Genomic DNA, 15,712 nt, shown 5'->3' on the forward strand with positions numbered 1-15,712 from the left:
GGCCCGCCAATGACCGGGACTCCTGCCGAAATTCCAGCGGCAACATCCGCAGGGCGTGTCGCCGATCAGCAGCACATCCTCCGCGGCGATCGGGAGCTTCATGGCCACCCCGTCCACTACATAACTTAGATCACATAATGCGGCGAATATCCCAGTCGTATTGGGTCCAGTAGCCAGTGGTGACGGGTGTGGTTTCGACGGACTTCCCGGGGCGTGGAGCGTGCACCATCTTGCCGTCGCCGATGTAGAGGCCGACGTGTCCCCAGGTGCCGTCGTTGTTGATGACGATCAGGTCGCCGGGCTGAAGTCCGTTGCGGGACACCCCGGTCCCGGCGCTGCGCATGGTTTGGGACGTGCGAGGGAGGGTGATGCGGGCGCCCTTGTAGAAGGCGTACACCAGTAGCCCGGAGCAGTCGTATCCGCCCTTGGTCGGCCCGTGGATGTCGCCGCCGCCCCATACATACGGGGTGCCCCGGGCTGCGAGGGCGGCCTGGATGACCGCTCCCGCCTGACCGCCGACTGCTGTGCCGCGGGGTGTGCCGGCAGGGGTGAGCTGGTCGTACTGACGGATGTAGCCGATGACCTTGTCTGCATACGCGCCTGAGCGGTTGTAGCGCAGCACAGCCTTACGCAGCTGCGCATCGTTGCGGAGGTCCGTCCTTCCGCTGCCGCACAGGTACACCGCGGTGCCCAGTGCGGCGTCGAACGCGTTGTGCGGGTCTTTGATGCCATCGCTGTTGCCGTCGGAGCCGCTGGGTCCCTTCCAGGTCGAGGGAAGAAACTGCATCGGTCCTACGGCCCTGTCGTAGGTGGTGTCGCCGTCCCACACGCCGTTGTCTGTGTCCGTGAAGGCGGTCTCGTTGCCGCCGACGCCGCTGCCGTTGAGACGGGGGCCGGTGATATGCGGGGTGATGGCGCCATCCGGGGTGATCTTCCGTCCGGCGGCGTGGTTGGACTCCACCGCCCCGATCCCGGCGACCACGGACCAGCGCATCCCTGCGCACTTCGGACGGAGGGTGGTGATGCTCGTGGCGGCGCGGGAGTACGCGGCGAGCATCACCGTGTTCACACCCGCCACGTGCGAGGGCGCTCCCTGCCCGGTCGTCAGGCCGCTGCTGTCGTCGAGTTCGTTTTCGTGCTCGGCGGCGCCCCCGGCAACTGCCGCGACGAACAGGACGCAGATGCCGAGCACGAACGCGATCGGAGCGAGAGCACTGCCGGAGACGAGAAGAGCTTTTGTCCCGCCGGTCATGGCCTGCCCCCGCCGCGGCGGGGCGCGGGCCTGGCCGGCCGTGCCGGGCGCGGGGTCGAGGGTGTCGCAGGGGGTGCGGTGGTCTGGCGGTTGCGCATGCGGTGCAGCCGCATCTGCAGTGCCGCCTGGGCCGGGCTCGCTGCGGGCTGAGGGACACGCGGGGGAGCCGGGCGGCGCCTGGCGGCAGAAGGCGCCACCACCGGCGTGGGGTGCACGGGCCGCGCCGGAGAGACGAGGGGCCTGGGGACGGCTGCGGGGCGCGCTGGGTTGGGACGCGGGGGAGGTGTATACGGGCCCAGTGGGCGGCGGCCGCGGACCAGGCGTCCGAACGAGCGCAGGCCGTGGGCGTATTCGTCCATGAAGTTCTGCGCGGGCGGGGTGTACTGCTGGTGGATCTGCTGCAGGCGCTGGCCAAGGCCGGTGGCACTGCTGGTGACTTGACTGGGTATGGCGGCGAGCGCGGCACCGGTCCGGCGGGCGGCCCGCGGCCCGTACACCGGCAGCCCCAGGGTGGACTTCAACCCTGCCTTGCCGACCGCGAGGGTGCCCCGGGCGGCGAGTTTCGTTGTGCCGGCGGCTGCCTTCGCCGTGCCGCCGATCATGCGGCCGGTGCCGCGGGCCAGGCGGGCGGCGAGAGCGGTGGACCCGCGCGCGGATCCGAAGGCCGCACCCGCGGTGCCGCCGGTGGCCGCGAGCGCGCCGACCATCATGCCGCCGATCAGCAGCTTGCGGCCCAGACTCCGACGCGGGGCCTGCGGGCCCAGGTCGGTGGGAGCGCTGCCGCCGAGGACGGTGTTACCGAGGCGGGCGCGGGCACGCAGGGAGAGGTTCTCGGTGGCCCGCACCAGTTTTTTGCGGTAGAAGAACGAGCCGACGCACACGATGTCGATGACGATGAACCGCACCGTGACCCCGCCGGGCAGGTCCTTCTCGGGGGCGTTGATGATCCCCTTGACGACGACGATCAGGATGGCGAGCGCGCTGACCGCCAGCACCATCAGCCCCAGGTACCGCAGGATGCTGGTACCTCTGGACCACAGCCACGAGCGTCCGGGGCCGGGCAGCACCCCCACCGCCAGGGCCACCTTTGCGATCATCGCCTCCTTGACGATGCAGACCTGCGCATACAGGAACGCGGCGTCGAGAACCGTGATGAACAGACAGACCAGCAGGGCCGCCAGGGCCATGAAGGCCGCGCCGCCGACCTTGTCCATGGAGGCCTTCTTCAGCCCCTTCGCGTCGCCTTTGACGCAGGCCTTCTCGAATGTGGTGATCGGCCCGACGTTCTTGATCCGGCTCTTAATGATGTCTTCGGGCGCCGCGGTGACGCCGTCCATGAGGTCGCCGACGGTGTCGCCGATCCATGGGATCTTCTTCTGGGCGGCGTCCTCGGGGCTGTCGAGCACGTCGTCGAGCCACCGGTCGGCCACGGCCTGCTGGATCCGCGAGTCGCGGTACTTCTTCGCGCAACTGCCCTCGAAGACTTGCCCGTAGGACAGCAGCATGGCGGGGCGGACGACGAAGGCATCGACGAGTTCGTCCGTGATGGGACGGGCGAGAGCCGAAGCATTGCTGCGCACCTGTGCCCCGGCACTGGCACCGGCGGGCACCTTGTCGTTCAGATCGTCGTTGATGGCGGTCTTCGGGGTCTTGGAGGCTTCTTCGTTGTCCAGGATCAGGGCGGCGACCTCGACGGCGAGCGCGCGGGCCGAACCGACGGCGCCGTGCTGTTCGCTCAGCAGCATCTGCGGCGGGGCGGCCAGGGTGGTGACGGCGAGCGCGGAGATGACCAGGGCAGCCCCTGCCTCGCCCCAGCCGCGGGCCTTGCGCCCGAACATCAGGTGCCAGCCGGCCACCACCGCGGCGTAGGTCAGGAACAGGGAGGGCAGGCCGAGTTGGACGAGGACGTTGGAGTACAGGGCGTCGGAAACTGTCAGCGCCGGTTTGAGGAGCAGCCGGGCGAGCTGGAAGGCCAGCGACCAGGAGATGAGGAAGCAGGCGAAGGAGACGAGCCACTGGACGCTGAGGAACAGCAGGTCGACCAGGAACGCCTCGATCTTGAGGTCCCAGTCCTTCCACCCGCCCGTGTCGGAGTAGATCCGGTAGGAGGAGATGGGGTTCCCGTCGCGGTCGGTGACCTCGAACGCGGACAGCACGCCGCCGTTGCGCCGGTCCGCCTTGTACGCCTGCACACGGCGCTCCCACTGGGACCGCACCTTTGATTTCTCTTCGGCCTCGGCCATCCGCTTTGCCTCATCGATCGCCTGCTGCGCCTCGCCCGGCGGCCGGGATGCACCGGGCGCCGGCTGAGACACCAACGGGTCGGGCCTCAGCGGGTCGGGGTCGAGGTTCAGGTGATCCGGCAGCGGCTGGGAGGGCGTTGGGGTGGGGGTGGGTTCGGGGGCGGCGTCCGCTGCGGTGGCCAGCACCAGGGAGCACACCGCGGCGAGCAGCAGCATCACCACCCCGGTGGCCAGCGCGCGCCCGGGTCGAAGCCACCGCCGCGCCGTGCTGCACAGCTGGACACGTCCCGTCGTACGCGACCCGCCGGCCGGCGCTCTGTGCTTCATGCAGTGATCGCCGCCTCCGGGTCGGAGTGGATGCTCGCGGCTGCCTCGAGGTCGTTGGGGATGCTGACCTGCATGCCGCCGATGCGGCCCATCAGGTCGCGGTGGAAGCACTCGCCGGCCCGGGCGGCCTGTTCGGCATCGGAGAGGTTGATGGGGGACAACCCGGTGGTGACCTCGGTGACCAGGTCGTCGTCGTGCGGGTCGAGGCCGAGGAACTCCAGGCCGCGGCGGGCGAGGTTGGTATCGGTGTGGCGAAAGAGGAATCGGCGGGGGATCAGGCCGCGCACGATCTGGCCCATCTCGCTGTCGGTGGGGCCGATGTCGTACGGATCGTGCGAGCCGACCAGGGCGCCGGCGGCGTGCTTGCGGCCGTCCCGGATGATCTCGAGGAGCAGCTCAAGGCCCTCCGGGCTGGAGGTGAGCCACCAGCATTCGTCCCAGACGACTGCGGCGAACTCCTCCCGCTTCTCGTAGGCGATCTTTCGGCACAGTGCGGCAATCAGATACATCACGGCGCGGCCGAAGATCTTCTCCCACTCCAGTTTCTCCAGTCGCGTCCCCTCCAGTTCCCGCTTCTTGGGCAGCGCGAGTGAGGCGACGGAGAACACGACGGTGTCGGCGGCATCCGCCTCGACGATGGGCAGGGTCTCGTCGAACAGCGACCGTGCGAGGTCCTTTCGCTGCACCGCCATCAGGCGGCGGGCCACCGACCGCGCGGCCGGGTCCTCGGCGCCGCGCGTAGCAAGCTCCTCGGCGAGCACCCGCATCGACGGCCGCGGACCCGCGAGGACGGTCTCGATCGCCTCGGACAGTGCGGAGCCCTCGTCCTCCATCGGGGAGAAGCCCAGCAGCAGGGTGAGGAACGACTCGGTGAACCGCTGTGCCTCGCCCGGCTTCTTCGTGAAGATCCGCAACGGGTCCAGGGACACGGACGCGTCGCCGGTGATGTGGATGACCTGGGTGGCGCCCGGGCACGCCCTGGCGAAGCGCACCCACTCCTGTTGAGGGGTACGGTCCACGATGACCGCCCGGCCCCGGCTCCCGGGAACCCCAAGACGGTGCCCGGCGGCCAGGATCCCGTAGACGGCCGTCTTCATCGCCACCGACTTGCCGCTGCCCAACTCGCCGATGAACGCCGCCGACGCGGACGCCTTCTTGCGCGGGCCGCGGGTGAAGTCCGACATCACCGGCCGGATCCCGCCGCCGGCCAGCTGCAGCCCGTACAGCGGCCCGGTCTCATCCCCGAGCGCCCCGCCAGAGAACGGGCCGGCCATGGCGAAGTCACGGGCCAGCAGGAACTGCGCGTACTGGGCCATCACCCGGGGCGTGCGGGCGCCGGGCAGCATTCCGTACCACAGGCTCTCCTGCTCGCCCCGCGGGCGGGCGAAGGTGTACTCACCGGCCCCGAAATATGCCTGCAGCTCACCGGCACGCCGCTCGGCCTCGGCCGGGGTGCCGCCCCACACGCACAGCGCACCCATGGCGCGGACCTCCACCTCGGTCTTGGACGAGGTCAGCCGGTCGCGGTACTCGTCCAGATTGGCCGCGGCCTTGTCCACCGACGCCGGCACGCCCGACGTCTCGGCGTCGTACTCGCTGTACTGGCCGGCCAGCTCCCGCGCCTGACGGCGCGACTTGGCCTCCGCCTCGGCCCCCTCCGCCACATGGAGCCGCACCACCCAGTCCACGGGGAAAGCGAACTGGTCGAGCCGGGAAAGGAATTCACTGCCGGGGAAGACGAAGCTGTCGGGCATCTCGGCCAGAGACAGCAAAGCCTGGTACGACGGCCCCCACTGCGTGGTCACCTCCAGCCACCGGCGCGCGAACGGATTACTGGAGCGCCTGCGACTCGTACGGGTGTCCTCTTCTGCGTCGGCCAGGCTGTGGGCGCCCTCGGCGAGTACGGCCTGGCCCAGCGCGGCCGCCCCCCGGCCCCAGGTCCTACCACGGTTCGGCTTGTACTCGGGCAGCGGCGGCTCGATCAGCCCGCGCCGCGTGCTGTGCCCATAGATCCACAAGATCTCGGCCTCGCTGGCCGGCCGCAGCCGCACCTGGGCGGGCCACGTGGAGGCCAGCTCGGATGCCTGAGTGAGCCGCTCAAGTTCCTCACGTGCCGGGATCCGGGCGGGCAGCAGCCCCAGCTGCAACGCAACTTCGGCCCGCGCGGCCCGCACCGCGTCGGTCACGGTCTGGCGGCGCGAGGTCGCCAGCGGCACCGCCAGCCAGTCGGTGCGGCCGGTCAGCTCCAGCTGCTCCAACTGGTCCAGGGTCCGGTGCGCCAGCGCCTCGTAGCGCGGCGATGCGTCGGTGTCGACACCGGCGACCATCTTCTCCACGACCGTGGCCGGGTTGACCTGCGGGCACAGCGACAGCAGCATCGCCTCCCCGCGCACCTGCTTGACCAGGGCTTCGATCACCGCGAGCCGCTGCATCTTCGCCCGGCGGGAGACATGCGCCTGATCGGCGCCCGTCACGCGCCAGATCGCCCATACTCCACCGTGCGTCGTCCAGATCACGTTCCCGGCCATGTGCCGGATGGGGACCTGCATCGTTACTTCACCCCTTCGCCGTGCGCGCGCGCCGTCCGGCACGGCCCTGAGCTCGCGCCGGCATCGCGCGCCGCGAGCAACGCCCCCACTCCCGACAGCACCTGAGGCCGGGCCGTCCCGGCGGCCTGCTGCACACCGCCACCTGCCACCGCCGGTGCCGGCTGCCGCAACGGGCGTACTGCCGTGACGGACCCGGGTTGCCAGGTCACGGTGCACACCCCGCGAACCAGGGAGCGCCGGCCGATCCTCTTCAACGGCCGCCCACCCAACCGGCCACCCGTTGGAGCCGACAACAGCCCCAACGCGCTCCCGGCAACGGCGAGGGGATTGCGGCCGTCCACGTGGACGCGCCGCACAAGGAGCCCCAGGCAGTAGGGCACGGCGAACGCGACGATGACGTTCAGCAGCAGCCCGAAGTGCGCCCACGCCCCGCGGAACAGCAACAACACGGCGAACGAGGCGGCCATCACGATGGCCTGTGGAACCGTGTACGGACCACCCCACAACCGCCCGCCGCCCGGCAGCTGACCGATCACCAGCGGGTGGCGCCGCGCCTTCGTATAACAGCGCCCGACCAGCTGCTCCTGAGCATCGCGACCGGGTGCTTCAACCGCGCTGCTCACGGGGACTCACCGCCCGCGGCCGGCTGAACCACAACGACTACTGCGGTCCTGGCATCGCGGTTGAGATCCTCGCCTGTCTTGTCGCGCAGGATGCTCATGTTGGTGATGCCCCACCAGATCGCACCGGCGAAGACACAGGCCAAAAGCGTCTTGAGCGGCGACTTGGTGTTCCCCCAGGTCCACAGCACGAACGCCGCGCCGCCGATGGGCGGCAGGACATTGACCAGAATGTCCTTGACGTCGCCACTGATCAGTTTGAAGTCGCCGAGGACGCCCGCGGCCGTGACCATGTCCATCACGAATCTCCCTTCGAAGTGGTGGTGCTCAGTGCCGGGGCCGCGTCCAGGGAGGCGATCTCCCAGCGGCCATCGCGGGCCTTCAGCTGCAGCGCATACGTCAGCGGCCTCACCTGCCCGCTCACGTCCGTCGCGTCGACATTGACGAGCAGCTCTCGCTGCGTGCCCTCGATCACCGGGGCACTCGCACGGAACTCACCGCCCCGCTCAGCGAGCTCAGCGACTTTCACCTGCTTGTACGGGGCCGGGGAGACCTGGCTGATGTCGGTGCCGGGCGACAGATAGCGGTCCAGCTCGCCTGTCCCGGTCAGGTACGCGGCCAAGAACTCGCTCACCGCGGCGGTGGCCGCATCGTGAGTGTCCGCGGGCACCGGTGTGCCGTAATCGAGCACGGCTGCCTCGCCCATGTCGGGGGCTGCGACTTCGGCGGGCAGTGCCGCAGCGACGTAGCCGCCGCTGGAACCCGCGGACTTGACCGGCACCTGGAAATACCGGAGCACGCCGTCCACCGCACCGGTTTCCTGCGGGGTATCCGTCGTGCCGTCCTGGGGTTTGGATGCCTCGTCGGATCCGGCGTCGATGCGGGCGGCGACCGTCACCGACCAGTAGCCGGCCGATACCTCCTTCACCTGCACTGCTGCCAGCTGCTCGGGGCGCTGCACACCGGGCGTCGCCTCGAGCGTGATGTCGCGGATGTTCGGGAAGTACGGCTGCAGCGAGGCCTCGCTGCCCTTCCCGGCCTGGACATAGGCGGACACGTAGAGCTCGGCGAAGCCTGCCGGGCCGGCCATATCCCGCACCACCACCGATGCCGCTGGTGCCTGCTGCACCGCCCCGGCAGCGGTCGGCGGCCGCAGCCACGCCGCGATGCCGACTACGGGCCCGGCGATCAGCAGCGCCCATGCGGCCCAGCGCAGCACGGCCGTCATATTGGCGGCCGCACCGGTGGAGACCGTCACCCACCCGGCCTGGGCCCCGGACTCCAGACCGTCGCCGGGAGCCGCCTGCCCAGTCCAGTCCTCCTCCGGCGTCCCTGGTGCCGGAGGCCTGCGCCACGCCTTCATCGGGTGGCCTTCCGACCACGAAGGGCGGCCCGCGCGATACCCGCATGCTTGCCCGGCGCGTCAAACAGCAGCACCGCGCTCGTGCCCCCGCTCACCGCACCCCTGCCGCCCCTCCTGGATGACAGCTCGCTGATCCGGGACCGCAGCACCTCCTCCGGAAGCTCCAGCAGCTTGCGGGCCAACATCTGCGCCTCGTCGGCGACCTCGGTTACATACAGCCGAAGCCGCTCATCCGTCGCGGCCGAGAACGGCTCACTCACCAGCGCTACCGCCAGCAACGTGGCCTGCCGCCTGATCTGAACCAGCCGCTGTTCCTGTGCGCGCAGTTCCATGCCGCACGTCCCCTCTCCCTCGCCATGCCCGGGCATCACGCCCGTACGACCAAGGAAGGGGAAGCAACGGCACCCCGATGTGACATCCGGGGCCGAGAAACTTCTACGGATCGCCGCGCGGCTCATGCGGCGGCCGCCCACTGGCCGGCCGCAGCCCGCAATGTCGAGACCGCCCTGCTGCGCCGCTGCCGAAACGCCGCCGGGTTCATTCCCGCGGCCAGCGCGGCCGCACGATCGCCCGGAGCGCCCTCCCGGTAGTGATCCGCGATCGCCACCGCCGCCGTGCGCGAGAGCACCTTCTGCGACAGCGCCCACACCAGCAGCTCGACCATTTCCCGACGCGCACCCGTCAGGTCCGCCTCGAATCCGGCCTCGGCCGCAGCCTGCTCCAGCCAGACCGCTTCCGCTCGCACCACCGGATCGCACTGTGGGCCCGGCTCGGGCGTCAACCGCTCGTCCAGCTCCGTCCCCGACGGCGCGAACTCCCGCTTGAGATCACGCGAGGTGTGATGCCACATCTCCAGCCGCAGATGCCGCGCCACCTGCTCCGGCCGACGACCTGCCGGATACGAGCGCACCGCCTGCCACAGCGCAGCGACCACCACCTGCGCCACCTCATCGAGCCGCTCACCCGCGCGCACCGACCGCTGCGTCATGCGCACCGCAGCCGGCAGCATCGCCTGCACCACCGTCCGGGCCGCCAGCTGCGCGCCGGCGTCGTGACCGTTCGCGCGCCGCAGCAGGGCACCCAGCCACGCGTCGGAAAACCTGTGGCCCTCGCGAACAGACCGCTCCTCCAACCAATCCAGCAGTGCCTCCAGAGACCGCGGTGCCCCGGCCGCTCCCTGGACCCCGTCCTCCACGAGCCAGGACCACACCGGCTGCGCGTAACGACCCTGGGCGCAGACCCACGTCCACTCGGTGTTCAGGCGGGTGAACACGCTCGCATCACGTTCCGGTCCAGCGTTCACGGCAAAGCTCCCTTCGGATCAACTGCCGTGAACCATCGCCCTCGCCCCTTACCCGAGTGCTTGCCCCAAACAGGGAAACAGCGCTGGTCACAGTGGGGTATCCGAAGATTCACCGGGGCGCAGGACACCCGGGCATCCGTCAGCCGACGACCCGGGAACCGGGTATCCGCAGCCGGGCTGCGCCGCCGTGGGGTTCGACGCCCGCAGATACGTCAAGGCAGCGCTTCCTACAGACTCCGCACACGTCCCACAGGGGCCCATAGCGACAGGTTCCAACGAAGCCCCGGGGGAGGTGGCCGAGGACTCAAGGCAACCGAGGGCCCGCCCGCGCGTGCCAGCGGCGAAGTCCGGTTGCGCGCAACCAACCGGCGCCCAGGGGGATCTGCAATCCCCCGCAATCCTCAGGCGAGCTCGCACTATCCCACGCATCCTGGTCTCTCAACCAGCGCAGACGGAGGGCGACATGACACTCAGGTTCATCGGCACCACCAGTGACGGCGGCGACTGCCCCACCCTGTACGAGGTGGAAGAGACAGGCGACATCGTCGTCCAGGGCGACAAGCTCACCGACCCCGAGCACCTCGAGCAACTCCGTGACGTAAAGGACTCGGAGACCTTCGTCGTCATCCCCCGCGAGCTCCTCACTCGATTCGCCCCCAAGGAGTGACGTGCCGGATCTGATCCCCTTCGCTGAGGCGGCTCACCTCTTCGCCGAGTTCGAGCACACCGCATGGCGACTGGAGACCCGCCAGGGCTACGCCTCCGACCGGAACAGCCCGAAGTGGCAGAGGTGGCAAGCCGGTAAGGACGTGGCGGCCGAACCGTTCGACGAGTGGCGCTTGAACGTGCAGCGCGCGACTGAGCAGGGCAAGCGGTTCGAGCGGGTACGCCTGGTCGACGACCCACTGACCGAGGGGCAGCACTTCCTGCTCACAACGGCCAGCAGCAACGTCACCGCGGGCGAGGACATCCGCAACCTGTACCGCGCGGATGCCGTGCGACTCGGTCTGCCGGACTTCGACTTCTGGCTGTTCGACTCCCGCATCCTGGCTCGGTTCGTCTTTGACGAGGACGACACCACGCTGGGTGTCGTCCTCACCGAGGAGCCGGCGGACGTCCTTGCTGCCTGCCAGGCGAGGGATGCGGCCTGGCACCACGCAATCCGTACCGCCGACTTCGCCAGGGCGGTACGTTCCACCGTGTGAGCACCGACTTCCAATCTGCCCGGGTCGCCCTCGGTGCGCGGCTGCGAGAGCTGCGCACCGAGGCCGGCATGGACGGCAAGGGCGTAGCCGCGGCCCTGGGATGGCAGCGCTCGAAGGTGTCGCGGCTGGAGACAGGGAAGCAGACACCCACCGCTGGTGATCTGACGGCGTGGGCGCAGGCGGTAGGCCGCCCGGACATGACCGGCGAACTCAAGGGCCGGCTCGTCGGACTGGAGACGCAGTACCGCTCGTGGCGCCGCCAGCTGTCGGGAGGGCACCGGGCCCGGCAAGAGCTGGCACTAGCTGAGAGCGCGGCGACTCAGACGATCCGGGGAGTGGAGGTCTCGCGGATTCCCGGTCTGTTCCAGACAGCGGAATACGCCCGGAATGCGTTCGAGACGAACGCCGAGTTCAGGCAGATCCCGCGGGACATCGAGGACGCTGTGCGCACCCGGATACGCCGCCAAGAGGCCCTGTACGAGCCAGGGCGCCGGTTCCGGTTCCTGCTGTGGGAAGGCGCCCTGTACATCCTCACCTGCCCCCGTGACGTCATGGCCGCCCAGCTCGACCGGCTGGCCGGACTCATCGGTCTCGACACGATCGAACTCGGCATCATCCCGTTCGGCGCGCAGCTGCGACGCCCGCCCACCCACGGCTTCTGGATCTACGATCAGCGACTTGTCATCGTCGAGACGATCAACACCGAGATGTGGCTCGACGACGAGGAGAACATCGCCTTGTACGGCCGGGCGTGGGAGTGGCTGAACGAAGCTGCGGTTCACGGCCCGCAGGCGCGGCGTCTGATCGGCCGCGCGAGGGCCACTCTCGACCTCTCATAAGCAACCGCCGCCAACCGGCCAGGCGGCATTCGCAATCCGGCGCAATCGACCAGCGGTGCCGCAACCGTCGCTCCTACGGTGCTGGTCATGGCCTCACGGACACGCAATCCGGGCACGGACTGGCTGGCCTCCTGCGCCCCGAACCCTGTGCTGGTGCAACGAAAATGGGCAGCCGGCGAGCTCGCTGACATCCCGAGCGGTCGACTGTGGCTCGCGGTGGAGGCCGACATCCTGCCGTCGGTCGCCGCGATGCAACGCATCGGCCCCGAACGGCTCGGCCCGGTCCTGGTCCACCCCGGCGCCGACCGTGCGTGGTGGCTCGTACCGCCCGGTGCCGAGGAGCTTCTCGCCGACCTGGCGCGGCTGACGGTCCGCCCCGAGGCACGCTCGCTGCTCTGCCCGCCGGCCGACCGGTACATAGACGGACTCGGATGGTTGGAGAAGCCAGACGGTACGGGACGGCTGACGAACGCGGCCACGCTCGGCGCAGCGTTCGGCCCCGGCGGCAGTGGCCTGAGACTTCCCGCAGGGGCGTTCTGTTGACCGCCGTCGATGCTCCTCGGGAGCTGCCCCCACTCGCGTTGCTGTCTGACGCGCAGCAGCGCGGCGTGTGCTGCGTGTGGTGCAGCGTCACGTTATCCGCCGCAACAGCCGTCGACCTCGGGTCACGCCTGGTCGACGTCTTCGGCCTCTCAGTTCGTTGGTTCCCCCGATCCTGCAGGAAGGATGCCCCGTGATCGCACTGACCAAGTCGCGCCACCGCGCGGAGGCCGCGTACCGCACGCTCCTCGGACACACCGTGACGTGCGGCGCATGTCGGGTCGGAGCCGCGTGCATCACAGCCGTGCGGCTCGGCCGGGCCTGGCGGGCGGTCCGCCGATGATCTGCGACTGCTGCGACCGGTACATGACGCCCGCCGAGGCAAGGAGGTTCTCAGCTGGAGTTGCGGTTCCCCAGCCCGCAGGACTAAAGACCAGAGGCCGACCGCAACCCGAGGTCGGGGTTCCGTCATGCGTCCGGGGCTCGTCACCGCATGCGACTGCCCCTTTAGACGCCTACAGGTATCGGTAGGGAGCTGCCCGTGAGCGTCGTGGCCCGGTGGCTGCAGGTGGCTACCGGCGCAGCTACTGACGTAGATACCAGCCCGGGTACCGGCGTAGCTACCGCCGCAGGTACCGGCTCCCGCGCGACGCGATGGGCATTCGCGCTGGTCAAGGCAGGTGGGCATCCGGGGAATTGACGCTGACACCTCTTCTTCTATAGGAGAAGAGGCATTCCTTCTCTCAGCGCCGACCAGCTCAGCTCAGGGCAGAGCTCAGTGCCCCGGATCTGCAGTCCCCAGGCCGGCCCCGACGGGTGGGACCCAGGACCCGGCCCCGCATGGCGTCCCCACGATGACATCGTGTGTCGCCATGAGGACGACACTCCCGAGCAACGGGCCGGGCGACGACGAACAGCCCCGCGCTGAGCGCGAGCGGGCCGCCGCCTGGTCGCGTCTGTTGAGCGGGCCCGAAGAGGACGCAGGCGAGTGAGCGCGAACACGGCCTGGTCGGACGAGTCCTTTCAGGAGCACGACGACGCCGGGTTCTACATCATCGCCGCGGCGGTAATCCCGGACGACGCCCTCGACCAGGCCCGCGAGGAGATGCTTCGCCTGCAGGCGAAGCACGCGCCCGCGAAGCTGCACTGGACCAAGCGCGACAACGCCGAGCGCGCCGAGCTGGCCCGCACCGTGGCCGCCCTAGACGGACTGCACGTGGTCGCCGTCGGCGCCCCGGTCGGGCCGCGTCGGCAGGAGCGGGCCCGCGCGCACTGCCTGAACCTGCTGGTCTGCGAGCTGCACGGGTTCGGGGTGAAGCACCTGTTCATGGAAGCCCGCGACCAGGTCCTCAACGCCCGCGACGTCGCCACCGTCCAGCAGGCCCGCTACGCGCTGCCCAAGGACGCCGTCTTCCGCCTGGACCATCTGCCCGGTACTGGCGGAGCGTACCTATGTGAACCGTGCACTATTCGTCGTTGGAACGGTGGGCCAGATAGTGGGTCCAGTCGCCTCGGGCAAGCTTGTGCCAGTCGGATGCAATCCTCGGTGACAGGCCAAGGAGGCTGGCGAGGACGGGGGAAGGGATCTTCGCCGCAAGGTGCATAGGGGCGGCATGCCGGGCTGGCCGGCCGAGCGGAATGCCAGCGTTCTTGAGGTAGATGCGGACGTGGTTATCGCTGACTGGCCGCCCGGGATTCCCGCCCGGGAAGAGCCAGGCGTCGGGGCGGCTCGCATAGCTGGAGTAACCGCGTTGGTCGAGGAGCTGGCGGACGAGGCCGTCGAGGACGGGCGGCAGGCTGAGCATGTCGTCGCCGAATTGGACGTGGACGGCGTTCGGGGTGATCTCGACCTGGGCCGGGGTCATGCGGACCACGCGTGCGACGAACTGGCCGTAGAGAAGGACGAACAGCCCGATGACTCGTTCCCGTAGCGGGAGGTCATCGTCGTGAAGAAGGCGATGGACGAGCTCCCAGCGGTCGTCCTCGTCCATTGCCGCGGCGGGCTCGGACCGGAACTGGGTGGGGACGCGGAGATCAGCGGTGAGCCGTCGATCGCGGGCCCAGGAGATGAAGACGGGAATGTAGCGGTAGCGAGCGATGGCTGATCCTTCAGCCTCCGTCAGCCAGAGGTCCAGGTCTGCCTGCCGCATGGTGATGAGATTCTTGTCCCGCTGGTCGATCCATTGCAGCAGGTCAGCTGCGTACTTGATCTTGTAGCGGGCGGTGTTCGACGCCGCAGCGGCGGGGTTGCTCCGGCCGCGGAGTCGGCGGAGGACGCTCCAGGTCGCGTAGAGCCGCAGCACGCGGGTCTGTGGGGGTGGCCGTCCTTCGATGAACGTGTCGAGCCAGGGTCCGAGACGTTCGAGGTGAACGTTCTGAGAAGGCAGGGCTCCGACGGCGATGAGGAAGTCCCGCAGATAGTCGATGGCCCGTGTCCGGGGAAGATCGTCCAGCCCCGTGTGGCTGACGGGTATCTGTCCAAGTGCCATGCGGTGAAGGATCTTTGGACCCTCGCTGTGCTGGAACCAGAAGAGCGTCGACTTGGGCCGGTCGACGGCTATGAGCGCGTCGAGCACCGGCTTGAGCTGGGGTTGGAGCGTCCCGTGCTCGTCAGAGAGCAAGGCGGCGGCGCGTTCGGTGAGGACGCAACTCGCGCAGCGGCTGCCGTAGTGGTTGGCCTCGCTGCCGCACTGACGGCAGCTGAAGACGGACTTCTCGCCCGCGCAGACGCTGCAGATCTGCTGGCCTGAGCCGTTGTGGAAGGCGAGGACCTTGGTTTGGGAGCAGGCCGGACAGAGCGCCGGGTTCTGGGCCAGCGCCAGGAAGCAGGCGCCGCAGATGGGCTGACCGGCGAGGCGGGTGCGAACATTTTTGGCATTCCCGCAGCGATGGCATTCCTTGGTGTAAAGGCTGGCCGCGCAGGTGTTGCAGACAGGACCGTCATCTGTCAGGCCGGCCGTGTGGCTGACACGACCGCAGCGACAGCACGTGATTCGGCGGGCGATGTGGTGGCGGTAGCACCGCAGGCAGAGCGGGCCGCCGTCCTCGTCTCGGGCGGTGACCGGCCGGAGGTTGCCGCAGCGGGCGCAAGGCTGGGCATCCCGGTAGGAGCCGCAGGTATCGCAGTTGCGGGTGCCGTCCGGCAACAGCCGGGGCAACCCTCGTTTCTGCGATGCGCGGCCGCAGGTCGCGCATCGCGGCAGGGCAACTTCGGCACCGGCCTCTTTCAGGTGTCGCAGCAGCCGCTGAACGGGCAGCGGCAGTCGGCTGTCCGCGGACGTCGACCAGTCGGGAGCCGCCTCCAGGCTTCGCAGCAGTCGTGTTCGCCAGCCGTCGTGATTGGCCGTGGCGATGATTGCGGCCTCAGCGGCAGCCCGATTGAGCTGCGAGGCGACGGTCTGGACGTGGTCGATCAGCGTGTCCAGCGTCTGTTGTGGGGTGAGCTTGCTGCGGTTGCTGAACTTGCCCACA

15 protein-coding genes are annotated in these 15,712 nt (G+C 69.4%); 5 read left to right on the forward strand and 10 right to left on the reverse strand.

Features of this window, described 5'->3' with window-relative positions:
- Positions 1-130 precede the first annotated feature (130 nt).
- The 8 genes from ACIA8E_RS36185 to ACIA8E_RS36220 form a co-directional block, all read right to left on the reverse strand.
- Positions 131-1,252: an NlpC/P60 family protein gene (locus tag ACIA8E_RS36185; RefSeq protein WP_399304788.1), complete on the reverse strand. Its 1,122-nt coding sequence runs from the start codon at positions 1,250-1,252 to the stop codon at positions 131-133.
- On the reverse strand, positions 1,249-3,822 hold the full coding sequence (locus ACIA8E_RS36190; protein WP_399304791.1) for a hypothetical protein: 2,574 nt from the start codon (positions 3,820-3,822) through the stop codon (positions 1,249-1,251). Before ACIA8E_RS36190 ends, ACIA8E_RS36185 begins: the two co-directional genes overlap by 4 nt.
- Positions 3,819-6,371, reverse strand: a complete 2,553-nt coding sequence (locus ACIA8E_RS36195) for an ATP-binding protein (protein WP_399304794.1) — start codon at positions 6,369-6,371, stop codon at positions 3,819-3,821. Before ACIA8E_RS36195 ends, ACIA8E_RS36190 begins: the two co-directional genes overlap by 4 nt.
- Before the next feature lie 2 nt (positions 6,372-6,373).
- A complete protein-coding gene (locus ACIA8E_RS36200; protein ID WP_399304797.1) occupies positions 6,374-6,994 on the reverse strand; it encodes a hypothetical protein in 621 nt (206 codons plus the stop codon).
- Positions 6,991-7,290 (reverse strand): hypothetical protein, encoded by a 300-nt coding sequence (locus ACIA8E_RS36205; protein WP_399304800.1) that lies wholly within the window; start codon positions 7,288-7,290, stop codon positions 6,991-6,993. The genes ACIA8E_RS36200 and ACIA8E_RS36205 overlap by 4 nt, the downstream gene beginning before the upstream one ends.
- A complete protein-coding gene (locus ACIA8E_RS36210) occupies positions 7,290-8,354 on the reverse strand; it encodes a conjugal transfer protein (protein ID WP_399304803.1) in 1,065 nt (354 codons plus the stop codon). Before ACIA8E_RS36210 ends, ACIA8E_RS36205 begins: the two co-directional genes overlap by 1 nt.
- The gene (locus ACIA8E_RS36215; RefSeq protein WP_399304805.1) at positions 8,351-8,686 is read right to left on the reverse strand and encodes a hypothetical protein; all 336 of its coding nucleotides are present in this window, start codon (positions 8,684-8,686) and stop codon (positions 8,351-8,353) included. The genes ACIA8E_RS36210 and ACIA8E_RS36215 overlap by 4 nt, the downstream gene beginning before the upstream one ends.
- 122 nt (positions 8,687-8,808) lie before the next feature.
- Positions 8,809-9,657 carry a hypothetical protein gene (locus ACIA8E_RS36220; protein WP_399304807.1) on the reverse strand — a complete coding sequence of 283 codons (849 nt, stop codon included), beginning with the start codon at positions 9,655-9,657 and terminating at the stop codon, positions 8,809-8,811.
- 463 nt (positions 9,658-10,120) lie between these two features.
- On the opposite strand from ACIA8E_RS36220, the gene ACIA8E_RS36225 reads away from it, so the two are divergent.
- The 5 genes from ACIA8E_RS36225 to ACIA8E_RS36245 all read left to right on the forward strand — a co-directional run bounded on the left by ACIA8E_RS36225 (position 10,121) and on the right by ACIA8E_RS36245 (position 12,584).
- Positions 10,121-10,324 (forward strand): hypothetical protein, encoded by a 204-nt coding sequence (locus ACIA8E_RS36225; RefSeq protein WP_399304810.1) that lies wholly within the window; start codon positions 10,121-10,123, stop codon positions 10,322-10,324.
- 1 nt (position 10,325) lies between these two features.
- Entirely contained in the window at positions 10,326-10,862 is a 537-nt protein-coding gene (locus tag ACIA8E_RS36230; RefSeq protein WP_399304813.1) for a DUF6879 family protein, read from the forward strand.
- Positions 10,859-11,701, forward strand: a complete 843-nt coding sequence (locus ACIA8E_RS36235) for a helix-turn-helix domain-containing protein (RefSeq protein WP_399304815.1) — start codon at positions 10,859-10,861, stop codon at positions 11,699-11,701. The genes ACIA8E_RS36230 and ACIA8E_RS36235 overlap by 4 nt, the downstream gene beginning before the upstream one ends.
- An 87-nt stretch (positions 11,702-11,788) precedes the next feature.
- On the forward strand, positions 11,789-12,244 hold the full coding sequence (locus tag ACIA8E_RS36240) for a hypothetical protein (RefSeq protein WP_399304818.1): 456 nt from the start codon (positions 11,789-11,791) through the stop codon (positions 12,242-12,244).
- Between the two features lie 190 nt (positions 12,245-12,434).
- Positions 12,435-12,584 (forward strand): hypothetical protein, encoded by a 150-nt coding sequence (locus ACIA8E_RS36245; RefSeq protein ID WP_399304821.1) that lies wholly within the window; start codon positions 12,435-12,437, stop codon positions 12,582-12,584.
- Positions 12,585-13,442: 858 nt separating this feature from the next.
- Here ACIA8E_RS36245 and ACIA8E_RS36250 read toward each other — a convergent pair.
- Together ACIA8E_RS36250 and ACIA8E_RS36255 are read right to left on the reverse strand one after the other, a co-directional pair.
- Positions 13,443-13,667, reverse strand: coding sequence for a hypothetical protein (locus ACIA8E_RS36250; RefSeq protein WP_399304824.1), 225 nt, complete (start codon positions 13,665-13,667; stop codon positions 13,443-13,445).
- Positions 13,668-13,707: 40 nt separating this feature from the next.
- Entirely contained in the window at positions 13,708-15,711 is a 2,004-nt protein-coding gene (locus ACIA8E_RS36255; RefSeq protein ID WP_399304827.1) for a hypothetical protein, read from the reverse strand.
- Position 15,712 lies beyond the last annotated feature (1 nt).

The sequence above is a fragment of the Streptomyces sp. NPDC051664 genome, from assembly GCF_044453545.1.
Classification (GTDB): domain Bacteria; phylum Actinomycetota; class Actinomycetes; order Streptomycetales; family Streptomycetaceae; genus Streptomyces.